Source organism: Pantoea sp. S18 (assembly GCF_045689705.1).
Taxonomy (GTDB): domain Bacteria; phylum Pseudomonadota; class Gammaproteobacteria; order Enterobacterales; family Enterobacteriaceae; genus Pantoea; species Pantoea symbiotica.
Map to the genome: position 1 here is coordinate 265354 of NZ_CP142688.1, position 15515 is coordinate 280868.

Annotated in this window: 9 protein-coding genes, 1 tRNA gene and 3 rRNA genes; 11 read left to right on the top strand and 2 right to left on the bottom strand. The window is 54.3% G+C overall.

The annotated features are described in order from the left end of the window. Position 1: 1 nt before the first annotated feature. The 4 genes from nfi (at position 2) to VIJ98_RS01205 (ending at position 2518) form a co-directional block, all read left to right on the top strand. Positions 2–670: a deoxyribonuclease V gene (gene nfi / locus VIJ98_RS01190; protein WP_323275718.1), complete on the top strand. Its 669-nt coding sequence runs from the start codon at positions 2–4 to the stop codon at positions 668–670. Between the two features lie 62 nt (positions 671–732). Further along, on the top strand, positions 733–1323 hold the full coding sequence (locus tag VIJ98_RS01195; protein WP_258144336.1) for a YjaG family protein: 591 nt from the start codon (positions 733–735) through the stop codon (positions 1321–1323). Positions 1324–1511: 188 nt separating this feature from the next. Beyond that, entirely contained in the window at positions 1512–1784 is a 273-nt protein-coding gene (hupA, locus tag VIJ98_RS01200) for a nucleoid-associated protein HU-alpha (RefSeq protein ID WP_007886275.1), read from the top strand. A gap of 68 nt (positions 1785–1852) precedes the next feature. After that, positions 1853–2518 carry a DUF1481 domain-containing protein gene (locus tag VIJ98_RS01205; RefSeq protein WP_008108425.1) on the top strand — a complete coding sequence of 222 codons (666 nt, stop codon included), beginning with the start codon at positions 1853–1855 and terminating at the stop codon, positions 2516–2518. A 44-nt stretch (positions 2519–2562) separates the two neighbouring features. Here VIJ98_RS01205 and purD read toward each other — a convergent pair whose 3' ends face one another. Then, on the bottom strand, positions 2563–3843 hold the full coding sequence (purD, locus tag VIJ98_RS01210) for a phosphoribosylamine--glycine ligase (RefSeq protein WP_323271896.1): 1281 nt from the start codon (positions 3841–3843) through the stop codon (positions 2563–2565). Positions 3844–3861: 18 nt separating this feature from the next. Next, on the bottom strand, positions 3862–5451 hold the full coding sequence (gene purH / locus VIJ98_RS01215; protein ID WP_258144339.1) for a bifunctional phosphoribosylaminoimidazolecarboxamide formyltransferase/IMP cyclohydrolase: 1590 nt from the start codon (positions 5449–5451) through the stop codon (positions 3862–3864). A gap of 630 nt (positions 5452–6081) precedes the next feature. Here purH and VIJ98_RS01220 point away from each other — a divergent pair. The 7 genes from VIJ98_RS01220 to aceA all read left to right on the top strand — a co-directional run bounded on the left by VIJ98_RS01220 (position 6082) and on the right by aceA (position 15501). Further along, positions 6082–7621: ribosomal RNA gene (locus VIJ98_RS01220) — 16S ribosomal RNA — on the top strand. 89 nt (positions 7622–7710) lie between these two features. Then, positions 7711–7785: transfer RNA gene (locus VIJ98_RS01225), tRNA-Glu, on the top strand. Positions 7786–8000: 215 nt separating this feature from the next. Then, positions 8001–10906, top strand: a 23S ribosomal RNA gene (locus VIJ98_RS01230). A 104-nt stretch (positions 10907–11010) separates the two neighbouring features. Beyond that, positions 11011–11126: ribosomal RNA gene (gene rrf, locus VIJ98_RS01235) — 5S ribosomal RNA — on the top strand. The 16S, 23S and 5S rRNA genes sit together here with 1 tRNA gene alongside, the layout of an rRNA operon. Before the next feature lie 264 nt (positions 11127–11390). Further along, positions 11391–12320, top strand: coding sequence for a homoserine O-succinyltransferase (gene metA / locus VIJ98_RS01240; protein ID WP_008109827.1), 930 nt, complete (start codon positions 11391–11393; stop codon positions 12318–12320). 264 nt (positions 12321–12584) lie between these two features. Beyond that, the gene (gene aceB / locus VIJ98_RS01245) at positions 12585–14183 is read left to right on the top strand and encodes a malate synthase A (protein WP_323271897.1); all 1599 of its coding nucleotides are present in this window, start codon (positions 12585–12587) and stop codon (positions 14181–14183) included. Between the two features lie 16 nt (positions 14184–14199). After that, on the top strand, positions 14200–15501 hold the full coding sequence (gene aceA, locus VIJ98_RS01250; protein WP_008109833.1) for an isocitrate lyase: 1302 nt from the start codon (positions 14200–14202) through the stop codon (positions 15499–15501). The last annotated feature ends 14 nt before the right edge of the window (positions 15502–15515 follow it).

Consider the following 15515-nt stretch of genomic DNA (forward strand, 5'->3'; position numbering starts at 1 on the left):
GGTGGATTTAGCCGCACTACGCCAGGAACAGTTGCAACGCGCTGCTGATGTGGTGCGGCAGGATGATTTCGACGTACTGCCGCCGCGCTTTATTGGTGGTGCCGACGTAGGTTTTGAACAGGGCGGTGAGATTACACGCGCTGCTCTGGTCATCCTCGAATATCCATCCTTAACGCTGGTGGAACATCGCATTGCACGCGTGGCCACTACCATGCCGTATATTCCGGGCTTCTTATCTTTCCGCGAAATGCCGGCACTGCTGGAAGCCTGGCAGCAGCTCTCCCACATGCCCGATCTGCTGTTTGTAGATGGTCACGGTATTTCCCATCCTCGTCGGCTTGGCGTAGCGGCGCACTTCGGTTCGCTGGTGGATGTGCCTACGATTGGCGTGGCGAAGAAGCGCCTATGCGGACGTTTTGCTGAGCTGGACGCTGAGCCAGGCAGCCGTCAGCCGCTGCTCGACAAAGGTGAACAGATTGGCTGGGTATGGCGCAGTAAAGCGCGCTGTAATCCGCTGTTTATCTCGACCGGCCATCGCGTCAGCATGGATAGCGCCTTGCATTGGGTGGAAGCCTGTACTGCAGGCTATCGTTTGCCGGAACCGACGCGTTGGGCGGATGCTGTCGCCTCTGGACGCCCGGCCTTTCTGCACTGGCAAAATACGCCTTAACGCTGTTTGTGCCCGGCTTTTGCGGTACACTGCCGCCAGCTAACCTATTGAGAGTAAGTTTGATGTTACAGAATCCCGTCCATTTGCGTCTGGCGAAGCTTGAAAGCTGGCAGCATATGACTTTCATGGCCTGCCTGTGCGAGCGTATGTTCCCCAACTATTGGGCTTTCTGTCAGCAGACCGAATTCGCCGATCCGCAACTCTATCGCCGCATCCTCGATCTGATCTGGGAAAGCCTGACGGTCAAAGATGCCAAAATCAATTTCGACGGTCAGCTGGAGAAATTTGAAGCGGCGATCCCTAATGGTGACGATTTCGAGGTTTACGGTGTACATCCGGCGATTGATGCCTGCGTGGCATTAAGTGAACTGCTGCATGCACAGCTCAGCGGTGAAACGCTGGAGCACGCTGTTGAAGTCAGCCGTACATCGATCACCACCGTGGCGATTCTGGAAATGACGCAGGCCGGTCGCGAAATGACCGACGAAGAGCTGCGTGAAAATCAGGCGGTAATCGATGAATGGGACCTGCAGTGGGAGATTTTCCGCCTGCTGTCTGAGTGCGAAGAGCGCGACCTGGAATTGATTAAAGGCCTGCGTGCAGACCTACGCGAAGCGGGAATCAGTAACATCGGTATACTTTTTCAGCAATAAGGCAAGAAAACGTGACTTCAGGCCCGAATTACCGCGCCTGGAGGCTTCACATCGGCCCCCTGTCTGGTCTACATTTGGGGGGCTGAAAATTGTGGCTATCGGTGCGTACCGGCTGAACAAGGCCTGAGAAGGGCTTTTCCCTCGCACTCGTTGCTTAGCAAGCGATAAATACACTTTAAGGATAACTTATGAACAAGACTCAACTGATTGATGTGATCGCAGAGAAAGCTGACCTGTCTAAAACCCAGGCTAAGACTGCGCTGGAATCTACCCTGGCTGCGATCACTGAGTCTCTGAAAGAAGGTGATGCTGTACAACTGGTTGGTTTTGGTACTTTTAAAGTGAACCACCGCGCTGAGCGTACCGGTCGCAATCCGCAGACTGGCAAAGAGATCAAAATTGCAGCGGCTAACGTGCCAGCGTTCGTTTCAGGCAAAGCTCTGAAAGACGCTGTTAAGTAAGTTTCCGCATTGCGGTTTAGCTTTAAAAGAGGGGGCGTTAGCGCCCCTTTTTGTTGCCGGGACCTGCCATGCTGAATTCAATTCCTCAGCGCGTGTGCGCCCTGTTATTTGGTGCGCTGCTTACGGGCTGTAGCTCCACTCCTGATCTTCCTGCCTTTACGGCGAGCGGCTATCTGGCCGACCGCGGCACCGTGCGCATCTGGCGCAAGAATAGCGACCATCAAGTGGTTCATCTGCGTACGGTCTTCACGCCGTTTAATGGCGATGCGATGGAAACCACTGATTACAACTGGCAGCAGCAGAAGCTGATTAGCGTCGAACGACGTGTTGCCGGTGCACAGCCGGACGATGTCACCTTACGCTTCGATCATCAGGGCAATCTCAATTTCATGCAGCGCCAGCTGGCGGGACGACGTGAAGCGGTTAGCGCTGATAGCGTTGAGCTGTATCGCTTCGATGCGCAGCGCATGCTGGATCAAAGCAATGCGTTGCTTGCAGGCCGCGTATTGCTGCGTCAGGGCCATTGGCTGGGCGGCAATCAGGTACGAGAGTGCGATGACAAGCTGGTGAATGCGGCTTTTGATCGCGACACGCTGTATACGCTAAGTCGCCAGCAACAGAGCCAGTCTGCGCCATTAATGGTGTCATGGCTGGAAGCGCCGGAAGGTGTGCAACTGCTCCGTGCTACGCCGGATGACGAATGCAGCTGGCAGCCAAAAGAGAGCGATTTCTAGCAGGCGGATAAGAGAAGGGGCACTTGCTGTGCCCCTTTGCGTACTTATTTGCGGTTAATCGCGCGGTAGCCGATATCGCGGCGGCAGAAGCTGCCATCCCACGAGATATGCTGCGCCAGCGCATAAGCGTTTTTCTGCGCAGCGGCAACATCGTCGCCCAGCGCGGTCACGCACAGTACGCGACCGCCATTGGTTACCACCAGATCGTCCTTCATGGTGGTACCAGCGTGGAACACTTTGCCGTCCGGCACTTCTTCCAGTGGCAGACCGTGAATCTGATCGCCCGTGTTGTAATCGCCCGGATAACCACCCGCCGCTAACACCACGCCGAGAGAGGGACGCGGATCCCACTGCGAGGTTTGCTGATCCAGTTTGCCATCGGTCGCCGCCAGACATAGCTCAACCAGATCCGATTGCAGACGCAGCATGATCGGCTGCGTTTCCGGATCGCCGAAGCGGCAGTTAAATTCGATCACTTTAGGCTGACCGGCTTTATCGATCATCAAACCGGCATACAGAAAACCGGTATAGATGTTGCCTTCAGCTTTCATACCGTTAACGGTTGGCCAGATGATCTGATCCATTACGCGCTGGTGGATCTCATCGGTCACCACTGGCGCCGGAGAATACGCGCCCATGCCGCCGGTGTTTGGACCGGTATCGCCATCGCCGACGCGCTTGTGATCCTGGCTGGTGGCCATTGGCAGCACATTGTTGCCGTCGACCATCACGATAAAGCTGGCTTCTTCGCCATCAAGGAACTCTTCAATCACGATGCGGTGACCGGCATCGCCGAACGCATTGCCAGCCAGCATGTCTTGTATTGCAGCTTCTGCTTCAGCCAGTTCCATCGCCACGATCACACCTTTACCGGCGGCCAGACCGTCAGCTTTAATGACGATCGGTGCGCCTTTCTCGCGCAGATAGGCCAGCGCAGGCTCCACTTCGGTGAAGTTCTGGTATTCGGCGGTTGGGATCTGCTGACGTGCCAGGAAATCTTTGGTGAACGCCTTTGAACCTTCCAGCTGGGCGGCGGCTTGCGTTGGGCCAAAGATCTTCAGACCTGCAGTACGGAACGCATCAACCACGCCAATCACCAGCGGCGCTTCCGGGCCAACGATGGTCAGGTCGATCTTTTCCTGCTGCGCAAAAGCCAGCAGCGCGGGAACGTCAGTGGCGCTGATTGCCACGTTCTGCAGAGCTGGCTCGAGTGCGGTGCCCGCATTGCCTGGCGCGACAAACACTGTTTCAGCCAGTGGCGATTGTGCCGCTTTCCATGCCAGCGCGTGCTCACGTCCGCCATTACCAATCACTAAAATTTTCATCTGTACTGCTCCCAACAATTAATGGCGGAAATGACGCATGTCAGTAAAGATCATCGCGATGCCATGCTCATCAGCGGCGGCAATCACTTCATCATCACGGATTGAACCGCCTGGCTGAATCACGCAGCTGATGCCGACAGCCGCTGCGGCGTCGATACCGTCGCGGAACGGGAAGAATGCATCAGACGCCATCGCAGAGCCTTTCACTTCCAGACCTTCATCACCCGCTTTGATGCCGGCAATTTTGGCCGAGTAAACGCGGCTCATCTGGCCAGCGCCAATGCCGATGGTCATATTGTCACGTGCGTAGACGATGGCGTTGGATTTAACGAACTTCGCCACTTTCCAGCAGAACAGCGCATCACGCAGTTCCTGCTCAGTTGGCTGGCGCTTGCTGACAACGCGCAGCTGGCTGGCATCGACCATGCCCAGATCGCGATCCTGAACCAGCACGCCGCCGTTAACACGTTTGAAATCCAGCGCCGCAACGCGACCTTTCCACTGACCACACACCAGAACGCGTACGTTCTGCTTAGCGGCGGTCACTTTTAGTGCTGCTTCGCTGGCGGATGGCGCGATGATCACTTCAACAAACTGACGGCTGATGATCGCCTGTGCGGTGGCTTCGTCCAGCTCGCGGTTGAAAGCGATGATGCCGCCGAAAGCAGAAGTCGGGTCAGTTTTGTAGGCGCGCTCGTAAGCGTCAAGAATCGAACCGCCAACCGCCACGCCGCATGGGTTAGCGTGTTTAACGATCACGCAAGCGGCTTCGTCGAACTCTTTCACGCACTCGAGTGCGGCATCGGTATCGGCGATGTTGTTGTAAGAGAGCGCTTTGCCCTGAACTTGCTGCGCGGTGGCAACAGAAGCTTCAGCAACATTCTCTTCTATATAGAAGGCAGCATCCTGATGGCTGTTCTCGCCGTAACGCATATCCTGCTTCTTAATGAAGTTGAGGTTAAGCGTGCGCGGGAAGCGGCCGGCCGGTTCTTTGCTGTCGCTGTGATAAGCCGGCACCAGGCTACCGAAGTAGTTGGCGATCATACTGTCATAAGCGGCAGTGTGTTCGAAGGCTTTGATGGCCAGATCAAAACGCGTTTCCAGCGTGAGCGAGTTTTCGTTGGCATCCAACTCGGCAATGATCGCCTCGTAATCGCTGCTCTTCACCACGATCGCCACGTCTTTATGGTTCTTCGCCGCTGAGCGAACCATGGTTGGGCCGCCGATATCGATGTTCTCAACCGCGTCAGCTAATGAGCAATCAGGTTTGGCAACGGTTTGTGCGAAGGGATACAGGTTAACGACCACCATGTCGATTGGGTTGATGGCGTGTTCAGCCATGATCGCATCATCCTGACCACGACGACCCAAAATGCCGCCATGCACTTTCGGGTGCAGCGTTTTGACGCGTCCATCCATCATTTCCGGGAAACCGGTGTAGTCAGAAACTTCGGTGACGGGCAGGCCCGCATCTGCCAGCAGACGTGCGGTACCGCCTGTGGAGAGCAGCTCAACACCACGACTGGAGAGTGCCTGAGCAAATTCGAGGATACCGGCTTTGTCAGAGACACTGAGTAGAGCGCGGCGTACAGGACGACGTTGTTGCATGGTGGTTTTATCCCTTGGCTTTGTTTCGCGTAAAAAAGAGCGTTACATCAAGCTTAGTGTTTCTCTTCTATATAGAAGAGAAACGCTTGCCTCATGTAACGCCCCAAAAGGGGCATCCTTGACGTCGCCGGGCATTGTAGCGAAAACGTTTGCGTGATGCTCGCCTAAATTCATTTGTGCGGCAGAGTGTGGATAACACTGTGTGTAACTGCGTATAAGGCAGGGTTTTGCTGTGGAATGCAGCGAACGGTTGTTTTTATTGAATTTAGCGGTTGCGCGCTGAGAACAACTCCCTATAATGCGCATCCATCAACACGGCACAACGGTTTACGAAATGTGGTGTTGGTGAGGAAGATTCGATAAGAACTTCCGCCGGATGAAAGCGCTGAAAAAAGTGTTTGACTCCGAAGGAGAGTAGCGTAGTATACGCCACCTCGCGACAGACGGTTCAGCCGCTGCTCGCAACGCTCTTTAACAATTTATCAGACAATCTGTGTGGGCACTCGCAGGATTGATATCAGCGTCTCCGGACGTAAAAAATATCAAAGCCTCACGAGTGAACACATAATGAAATTCATTATGACGTTTTACAGATGAGCACCGCTGAACTTGTTTCAGCAAATCAAACTTAAATTGAAGAGTTTGATCATGGCTCAGATTGAACGCTGGCGGCAGGCCTAACACATGCAAGTCGAACGGTAGCACAGAGAGCTTGCTCTCGGGTGACGAGTGGCGGACGGGTGAGTAATGTCTGGGAAACTGCCCGATGGAGGGGGATAACTACTGGAAACGGTAGCTAATACCGCATAACGTCGCAAGACCAAAGTGGGGGACCTTCGGGCCTCACACCATCGGATGTGCCCAGATGGGATTAGCTAGTAGGTGGGGTAATGGCTCACCTAGGCGACGATCCCTAGCTGGTCTGAGAGGATGACCAGCCACACTGGAACTGAGACACGGTCCAGACTCCTACGGGAGGCAGCAGTGGGGAATATTGCACAATGGGCGCAAGCCTGATGCAGCCATGCCGCGTGTATGAAGAAGGCCTTCGGGTTGTAAAGTACTTTCAGCGGGGAGGAAGGCGGTGGAGTTAATAACTTCACCGATTGACGTTACCCGCAGAAGAAGCACCGGCTAACTCCGTGCCAGCAGCCGCGGTAATACGGAGGGTGCAAGCGTTAATCGGAATTACTGGGCGTAAAGCGCACGCAGGCGGTCTGTCAAGTCGGATGTGAAATCCCCGGGCTTAACCTGGGAACTGCATTCGAAACTGGCAGGCTAGAGTCTTGTAGAGGGGGGTAGAATTCCAGGTGTAGCGGTGAAATGCGTAGAGATCTGGAGGAATACCGGTGGCGAAGGCGGCCCCCTGGACAAAGACTGACGCTCAGGTGCGAAAGCGTGGGGAGCAAACAGGATTAGATACCCTGGTAGTCCACGCCGTAAACGATGTCGACTTGGAGGTTGTTCCCTTGAGGAGTGGCTTCCGGAGCTAACGCGTTAAGTCGACCGCCTGGGGAGTACGGCCGCAAGGTTAAAACTCAAATGAATTGACGGGGGCCCGCACAAGCGGTGGAGCATGTGGTTTAATTCGATGCAACGCGAAGAACCTTACCTACTCTTGACATCCAGAGAACTTAGCAGAGATGCTTTGGTGCCTTCGGGAACTCTGAGACAGGTGCTGCATGGCTGTCGTCAGCTCGTGTTGTGAAATGTTGGGTTAAGTCCCGCAACGAGCGCAACCCTTATCCTTTGTTGCCAGCGGTTCGGCCGGGAACTCAAAGGAGACTGCCAGTGATAAACTGGAGGAAGGTGGGGATGACGTCAAGTCATCATGGCCCTTACGAGTAGGGCTACACACGTGCTACAATGGCGCATACAAAGAGAAGCGACCTCGCGAGAGCAAGCGGACCTCATAAAGTGCGTCGTAGTCCGGATCGGAGTCTGCAACTCGACTCCGTGAAGTCGGAATCGCTAGTAATCGTAGATCAGAATGCTACGGTGAATACGTTCCCGGGCCTTGTACACACCGCCCGTCACACCATGGGAGTGGGTTGCAAAAGAAGTAGGTAGCTTAACCTTCGGGAGGGCGCTTACCACTTTGTGATTCATGACTGGGGTGAAGTCGTAACAAGGTAACCGTAGGGGAACCTGCGGTTGGATCACCTCCTTACCTGAAGATACCTTCCCGCGCAGTGCTCACACAGATTGTCTGATAAAAAGTAATGAGCAAGACGGCTGCGAAGTCGTGACACTACTCGTGTCCCCTTCGTCTAGCGGTTAGGACTCCGCCCTTTCACGGCGGCAACAGGGGTTCGAATCCCCTAGGGGACGCCACTTGCTTGGTGACAGGTGAAAGGTGTCTCCACGAAGTATCTCAAAACTGACTTAACCGTCATGTTTGAGATATTGCTCTTTAACAATCCGGAACAAGCTGAAAATTGAAACGACGTGTTGGTTCATTTCTCCGTAATAGGAAATGAATAACAACATGTTCGAGTCTCTCAAATGCTTGCAGTCTGCACGCGTTGCAAAACGCCTGTGGGTTGTGAGGTTAAGCGACTAAGCGTACACGGTGGATGCCCTGGCAGTCAGAGGCGATGAAGGACGTGCTAATCTGCGTAAAGCGTCGGTAAGGTGATATGAACCGCTACAGCCGACGATGTCCGAATGGGGAAACCCGGTGCACTCAGTGCATCATCGCAACATGAATACATAGTGTTGCGAGGCGAACCTGGGGAACTGAAACATCTAAGTACCCAGAGGAAAAGAAATCAACCGAGATTCCCCCAGTAGCGGCGAGCGAACGGGGAACAGCCCAGAACCTGAATCAGTTTGTGCGTTAGTGGAAGCGTCTGGAAAGTCGCGCGATACCGGGTGATAGCCCCGTACACGAAAGTGCACATACTGTGAGTTCGAAGAGTAGGGCGGGACACGTGGTATCCTGTCTGAATATGGGGGGACCATCCTCCAAGGCTAAATACTCCTGACTGACCGATAGTGAACCAGTACCGTGAGGGAAAGGCGAAAAGAACCCCGGCGAGGGGAGTGAAACAGAACCTGAAACCGTGTACGTACAAGCAGTGGGAGCCTCATTTATGGGGTGACTGCGTACCTTTTGTATAATGGGTCAGCGACTTATATTCTGTAGCAAGGTTAACCGTATAGGGGAGCCGCAGGGAAACCGAGTCTTAACTGGGCGTTAAGTTGCAGGGTATAGACCCGAAACCCGGTGATCTAGCCATGGGCAGGTTGAAGGTTGGGTAACACTAACTGGAGGACCGAACCGACTAATGTTGAAAAATTAGCGGATGACTTGTGGCTGGGGGTGAAAGGCCAATCAAACCGGGAGATAGCTGGTTCTCCCCGAAAGCTATTTAGGTAGCGCCTCGTGAACTCATCTTCGGGGGTAGAGCACTGTTTCGGCTAGGGGGCCATCCCGGCTTACCAACCCGATGCAAACTGCGAATACCGAAGAATGTTATCACGGGAGACACACGGCGGGTGCTAACGTCCGTCGTGAAGAGGGAAACAACCCAGACCGCCAGCTAAGGTCCCAAAGTCATGGTTAAGTGGGAAACGATGTGGGAAGGCACAGACAGCCAGGATGTTGGCTTAGAAGCAGCCATCATTTAAAGAAAGCGTAATAGCTCACTGGTCGAGTCGGCCTGCGCGGAAGATGTAACGGGGCTAAACCATGCACCGAAGCTGCGGCAGCGACACTATGTGTTGTTGGGTAGGGGAGCGTTCTGTAAGCCGTTGAAGGTGTCCTGTGAGGGGTGCTGGAGGTATCAGAAGTGCGAATGCTGACATAAGTAACGATAAAGCGGGTGAAAAGCCCGCTCGCCGGAAGACCAAGGGTTCCTGTTCAACGTTAATCGGAGCAGGGTGAGTCGACCCCTAAGGCGAGGCTGAAAAGCGTAGTCGATGGGAAGCAGGTTAATATTCCTGCACTTGGTGTTACTGCGAAGGGGGGACGGAGAAGGCTAGGTTATCCGGGCGACGGTTGTCCCGGTTTAAGCGTGTAGGCTGATATCTTTGGTAAATCCGGGATATCTTAAGGCTGAGGCGTGACGACGAGCCACCACGGTGGTGAAGTAACTGATGCCCTGCTTCCAGGAAAAGCCTCTAAGCTCCAGGTAACACGAAATCGTACCCCAAACCGACACAGGTGGTCAGGTAGAGAATACCAAGGCGCTTGAGAGAACTCGGGTGAAGGAACTAGGCAAAATGGTGCCGTAACTTCGGGAGAAGGCACGCTGGCGCGTAGGTAGAGGGACTTGCTCCCCGAGCCGAAGCCAGTCGAAGATACCAGCTGGCTGCAACTGTTTATTAAAAACACAGCACTGTGCAAACACGAAAGTGGACGTATACGGTGTGACGCCTGCCCGGTGCCGGAAGGTTAATTGATGGGGTTATCCGCAAGGAGAAGCTCTTGATCGAAGCCCCGGTAAACGGCGGCCGTAACTATAACGGTCCTAAGGTAGCGAAATTCCTTGTCGGGTAAGTTCCGACCTGCACGAATGGCGTAATGATGGCCAGGCTGTCTCCACCCGAGACTCAGTGAAATTGAAATCGCTGTGAAGATGCAGTGTACCCGCGGCAAGACGGAAAGACCCCGTGAACCTTTACTATAGCTTGACACTGAACATTGAGCCTTGATGTGTAGGATAGGTGGGAGGCTTTGAAGCGTGGACGCCAGTCTGCGTGGAGCCAACCTTGAAATACCACCCTTTAATGTTTGATGTTCTAACGTAGGCCCGTGATCCGGGCTGCGGACAGTGTCTGGTGGGTAGTTTGACTGGGGCGGTCTCCTCCCAAAGAGTAACGGAGGAGCACGAAGGTTGGCTAATCCTGGTCGGACATCAGGAGGTTAGTGCAATGGCATAAGCCAGCTTGACTGCGAGAGTGACGGCTCGAGCAGGTGCGAAAGCAGGTCATAGTGATCCGGTGGTTCTGAATGGAAGGGCCATCGCTCAACGGATAAAAGGTACTCCGGGGATAACAGGCTGATACCGCCCAAGAGTTCATATCGACGGCGGTGTTTGGCACCTCGATGTCGGCTCATCACATCCTGGGGCTGAAGTAGGTCCCAAGGGTACGGCTGTTCGCCGTTTAAAGTGGTACGCGAGCTGGGTTTAGAACGTCGTGAGACAGTTCGGTCCCTATCTGCCGTGGGCGCTGGAGAATTGAGGGGGGTTGCTCCTAGTACGAGAGGACCGGAGTGAACGCACCACTGGTGTTCGGGTTGTCATGCCAATGGCATTGCCCGGTAGCTAAGTGCGGAAAAGATAAGTGCTGAAAGCATCTAAGCACGAAACTTGCCCCGAGATGAGTTCTCCCTGACTCCTTGAGAGTCCTGAAGGGACGTTGAAGACTACGACGTTGATAGGCCGGATGTGTAAGCGCAGCGATGCGTTGAGCTAACCGGTACTAATGACCCGTGAGGCTTAACCTTACAACGCCAGAGGCGTTTTGGTCTGAGAGACCGGATTTTCAGCTTGTTTTACGGATTAAAGAATCAGCGGAAGCGAATGTTATTCGTTTTTGCGCAGGAATTTGCCTGGCGGCTTTAGCGCGGTGGTCCCACCTGACCCCATGCCGAACTCAGAAGTGAAACGCCGTAGCGCCGATGGTAGTGTGGGGTCTCCCCATGCGAGAGTAGGGAACTGCCAGGCATCAAATAAGTGAAGAAGCCCCGAACGAGAGTTCGGGGCTTTTTTACGTCTGAAATTTAGAAACTGCTTAATGTTTAGTACCATCCTGAAGCTAAAATTCGCACATGACATACTCATCTCCCTAACGATTTTCCCAAATCCCACCTAAAGCTGAAACATTTTCATAAACCGCATGAAGACTCGACATTCTCGACATAACACGCTAATGTCGGGCATCTGGATGTCTAAACGTTTATACGGTTATTAGTAAGAGGTGAGCAGGTTATGCCAATCAGGATTCCCGACGAATTACCGGCAGTGAATTTTTTGCGTGATGAAAACGTCTTTGTCATGACTTCGTCGCGCGCCAGTGTTCAGGAGATCCGTCCGCTAAAAGTGCTGATTCTTAACCTGATGCCAAAGAAGATTGAGACAGAAAACCAGTTCCTGCGCCTGCTCTCAAACTCACCGTTGCAGATTGATGTGCAGCTGCTGCGCATTGATAGCCGCGAGTCGCGCAACACGCCGACAGAGCATCTGAACAACTTCTACTGCAACTTTGAAGACATCCAAAACGATAATTTCGATGGACTGATTGTGACCGGCGCGCCGCTGGGATTGGTCGATTTCAATGATGTTGCTTACTGGCCACAGATCCAGCGCGTGCTGCACTGGGCGAATGAACACGTCACCTCCACGCTGTTTGTCTGTTGGGCGGTTCAGGCGGCACTCAACATTCTGTATGGCATTCCTAAGCAGACGCGGCAGAACAAATTGTCCGGTGTTTATGAGCACCAAATCCTGCATCCACACGCATTACTGACGCGTGGCTTTGACGACAATTTCCTGGCACCGCATTCACGCTATGCCGATTTCCCCAGCCAGCTGATCCGTGATTACACCGATCTCGAGCTGTTTGCCGAATCGGAATCCACCGGCGCGTATTTGATGGCAAGCAAAGATAAGCGCCTGGCGTTTGTCACCGGCCATCCTGAGTACGACGCGTTAACGCTTTCAGGTGAATATCATCGCGATTACGATGCAGGCCTGCAGCCGGAAGTGCCGTTCAACTACTTCCCGCAGGACAACCCAGAACTGCCGCCGCGCGCCACCTGGCGCAGCCACGGCAATCTGCTGTTCTCCAACTGGCTGAACTACTACGTTTATCAGATCACGCCGTTCGATCTGCGTCGGATGAATCCAACGCTCGAATAACTCCACATCTCGTTTGATCCCGCCGCGCTAGCCGAAAGCTATCGCGGCTTTTTTTTGCCTTCAATTCAGTGGTGGAAGTTATTGCCTTTAATTCGAGAGATTAAATTACATAAATATCAACCTGATAAATCACTATAAAAATAAAAATGGAAATAGTTTTTGAAAATAAAATAAAAATCATTATGCTCTGATCTTGCAGGTTATAAAACACCCTACATCCGGATCCGATCGTTAAACGATGGATCAACCCAGGAGGCAGCCCGCATGACAGACTCGGTTATCAGCAATACGCTAACCTTCAGCCAGCCCTTTACCTACGCGGAAAAGCAGCTGCTTACCCCAGAAGCGATCGACTTTGTACACGCATTGGTAGTGCGTTTCGCACCAGAGCGCGAACGCCTGCTGAAAGCACGCCAGCAACGGCAGAAGCGTTACGATCAAGGTGAGTTACCGGGATTTGATTCGGAAACCGCTTCCATTCGTGAAAATGCGTGGCAGGTTCGTCCTATTCCGCAACTGTTACAAGATCGCCGCGTGGAGATCACCGGGCCGCCGGATCGCAAAATGGTGATCAACGCGCTCAACGCCAACGTCAACGTCTTCATGGCCGACTTTGAAGATTCACTGGCACCAACCTGGCAGAAGCTGGTCGATGGACAATTAACCTTGCGCGATGCGGTTAATGGCACGCTGAGCTTCACCAGTGAAACCGGCAAGATCTACCAGCTGCGTGCCAATCCGGCGCTGCTGATGTGTCGGGTACGCGGTCTGCATCTGAATGAAAAGCATGTGGAGTGGCGCGATCGGGCTATTCCCGGCGGATTGTTCGACTTTGCGCTCTACTTTTTCCACAACGTTGAAGCGCTGCTGGAGAAGGGCCACGCGCCGTGGTTCTACTTACCGAAAACCGAGCATGCCGCTGAAGTGGCGTGGTGGCGTGAGATCTTCCGCTTCAGTGAAGATCGCTTCGATCTGCCGCGCGGCACCATCAAAGCCACGGTATTGATCGAAACGCTGCCAGCGGTGTTCCAGATGGATGAGATCCTGTGGGAGCTGCGCGATCACGTGGTGGGCCTGAACTGTGGCCGTTGGGATTACATCTTCAGCTACATCAAAACACTGGGCCAGCATCCCGATCGCATCCTGCCGGATCGCCAGCAAATCAGCATGGATCAGCCGTTCCTCGATGCCTATTCACGGCTGCTGATCAGAACCTGTCATCGCCGTGGCGCGCTGGCAATGGGCGGTATGTCGGCGCTGATTCCGAGCAAAGACGCGGAGCGCAATTTATGGGTTACGCAAAAGGTGCAAGAAGATAAAGCGCGCGAAGCGGGCAACGGTCACGACGGAACCTGGGTGGCGCATCCCGGTTTGGCAGACATCGCGATGGAGGAGTTTGACCGTCGACTGGGCGATCAACCTAATCAATTGCACATTACGCGTGAGCAGGATGCACCAATCACCGCCGAGCGTCTGCTGGCACCGTGCCGCGGCAAGCGCACCGAAGCCGGCATGCGCGCCAACATCCGCGTAGCGCTGCAATATCTGGAAGCCTGGATCAGCGGTAACGGCTGCGTACCGATTGACGGATTGATGGAAGACGCCGCCACCGCTGAAATCGCCCGCACCTCCATCTGGCAATGGATTCATCACAAGCAAATTCTCAGCGATGGTCAGCCGGTTACGGTGGCGCTGTTTGAACGGCTACTGGCGGAAGAGCTGGCTGCCTTGCAGCAAACCGTTGGCGCAGAGCGTTTCCAGAACGGACGCTTCGACGATGCCGCCGCGCTGATGGCGCAAATCACCACCGATGACGAACTGGTTTCCTTCCTCACTCTGCCGGGCTACCGCCTGCTGCCTTGAACCTGGAGATATGACGATGAATCGTACGCAACAGATCAAACAACTGGAATCGAGCTGGAATGATGCGCGCTGGCAGGGAATCACTCGTCCGTACAGTGCGGAGGATGTGGTCAACTTGCGCGGTTCGGTCAATCCCGCCTGTACGCTGGCGGAGCGCGGTGCTACTAAACTCTGGTCGCTGCTGAATGGCGAATCGAGCAAAGGCTACATTAACAGCCTTGGCGCATTGACCGGCGGACAAGCAGTGCAGCAGGCGAAAGCCGGTATAGAAGCGATTTACCTCTCCGGCTGGCAAGTGGCTGCAGATGCCAACCTGGCCGGGCAGATGTATCCCGACCAATCGCTGTATCCGGTGAATTCAGTGCCGAATGTGGTAGAGCGGATTAACCAGAGCTTCCAGCGTGCCGATCAGATTCAATGGGCCAGCGGCGTATCGCCAGAAGACAATGATTTTATTGATTACTTCCTGCCGATAGTCGCCGATGCGGAAGCGGGCTTTGGCGGCGTACTCAATGCGTTCGAGCTGATGAAATCGATGATTCAGGCCGGTGCGGGCGCGGTGCATTTTGAAGACCAACTGGCGGCAGTGAAGAAGTGCGGCCACATGGGCGGCAAGGTGTTAGTCCCGACGCAGGAAGCGATTCAGAAACTGGTGGCGGCGCGTCTGGCCGCAGACGTAATGAACGTGCCGACGGTATTGCTGGCGCGTACCGATGCGGATGCCGCCGATCTGATCACCTCAGACTGCGACCCGCGCGATGCGGCGTTTATCACCGGCGAGCGTACCTCGGAAGGCTTCTTCCGCACGCATGCCGGGATTGAACAGGCGATCAGTCGCGGGCTGGCGTATGCGCCTTATGCCGACGTGTTGTGGTGCGAAACCTCAACGCCGGATCTGGAGATGGCGCAGCGTTTTGCCGACGCGATCCACGCGCAGTATCCCGGCAAGCTGCTGGCCTACAACTGTTCGCCATCGTTCAACTGGAAGAAGAACCTCGACGATCGCACCATCGCGCGTTTCCAGCAGGCGCTGAGCGAAATGGGCTATCGCTTCCAGTTCATCACGCTGGCCGGGATTCACAGCATGTGGTTCAACATGTTCGACCTGGCGCACGCTTATGCGCAGGGCGAAGGCATGCGTCATTACGTGGAAAAAGTGCAGCAGCCAGAGTTTGCGGCGCGCGATAAGGGCTACACCTTCTCGTCGCATCAACAGGAAGTCGGCACCGGCTATTTCGATCGCGTTACCAACGTCATTCAGGGCGGACAATCCTCAGTGACCGCGTTGACCGGTTCCACCGAAGCCGCGCAATTCTAAAGCCGTCGTAGGGT

Coding starts and splice junctions, on each gene's coding strand:
- VIJ98_RS01195 (WP_258144336.1), top strand. CDS start 733: ATGTTACAGAATCCCGTCCATTTGCGTCTGGCGAAGCTTGAAAGCTGG.
- hupA (WP_007886275.1), top strand. CDS start 1,512: ATGAACAAGACTCAACTGATTGATGTGATCGCAGAGAAAGCTGACCTG.
- VIJ98_RS01205 (WP_008108425.1), top strand. CDS start 1,853: ATGCTGAATTCAATTCCTCAGCGCGTGTGCGCCCTGTTATTTGGTGCG.
- purD (WP_323271896.1), bottom strand. CDS start 3,843: ATGAAAATTTTAGTGATTGGTAATGGCGGACGTGAGCACGCGCTGGCA.
- purH (WP_258144339.1), bottom strand. CDS start 5,451: ATGCAACAACGTCGTCCTGTACGCCGCGCTCTACTCAGTGTCTCTGAC.
- metA (WP_008109827.1), top strand. CDS start 11,391: ATGCCAATCAGGATTCCCGACGAATTACCGGCAGTGAATTTTTTGCGT.
- aceB (WP_323271897.1), top strand. CDS start 12,585: ATGACAGACTCGGTTATCAGCAATACGCTAACCTTCAGCCAGCCCTTT.
- aceA (WP_008109833.1), top strand. CDS start 14,200: ATGAATCGTACGCAACAGATCAAACAACTGGAATCGAGCTGGAATGAT.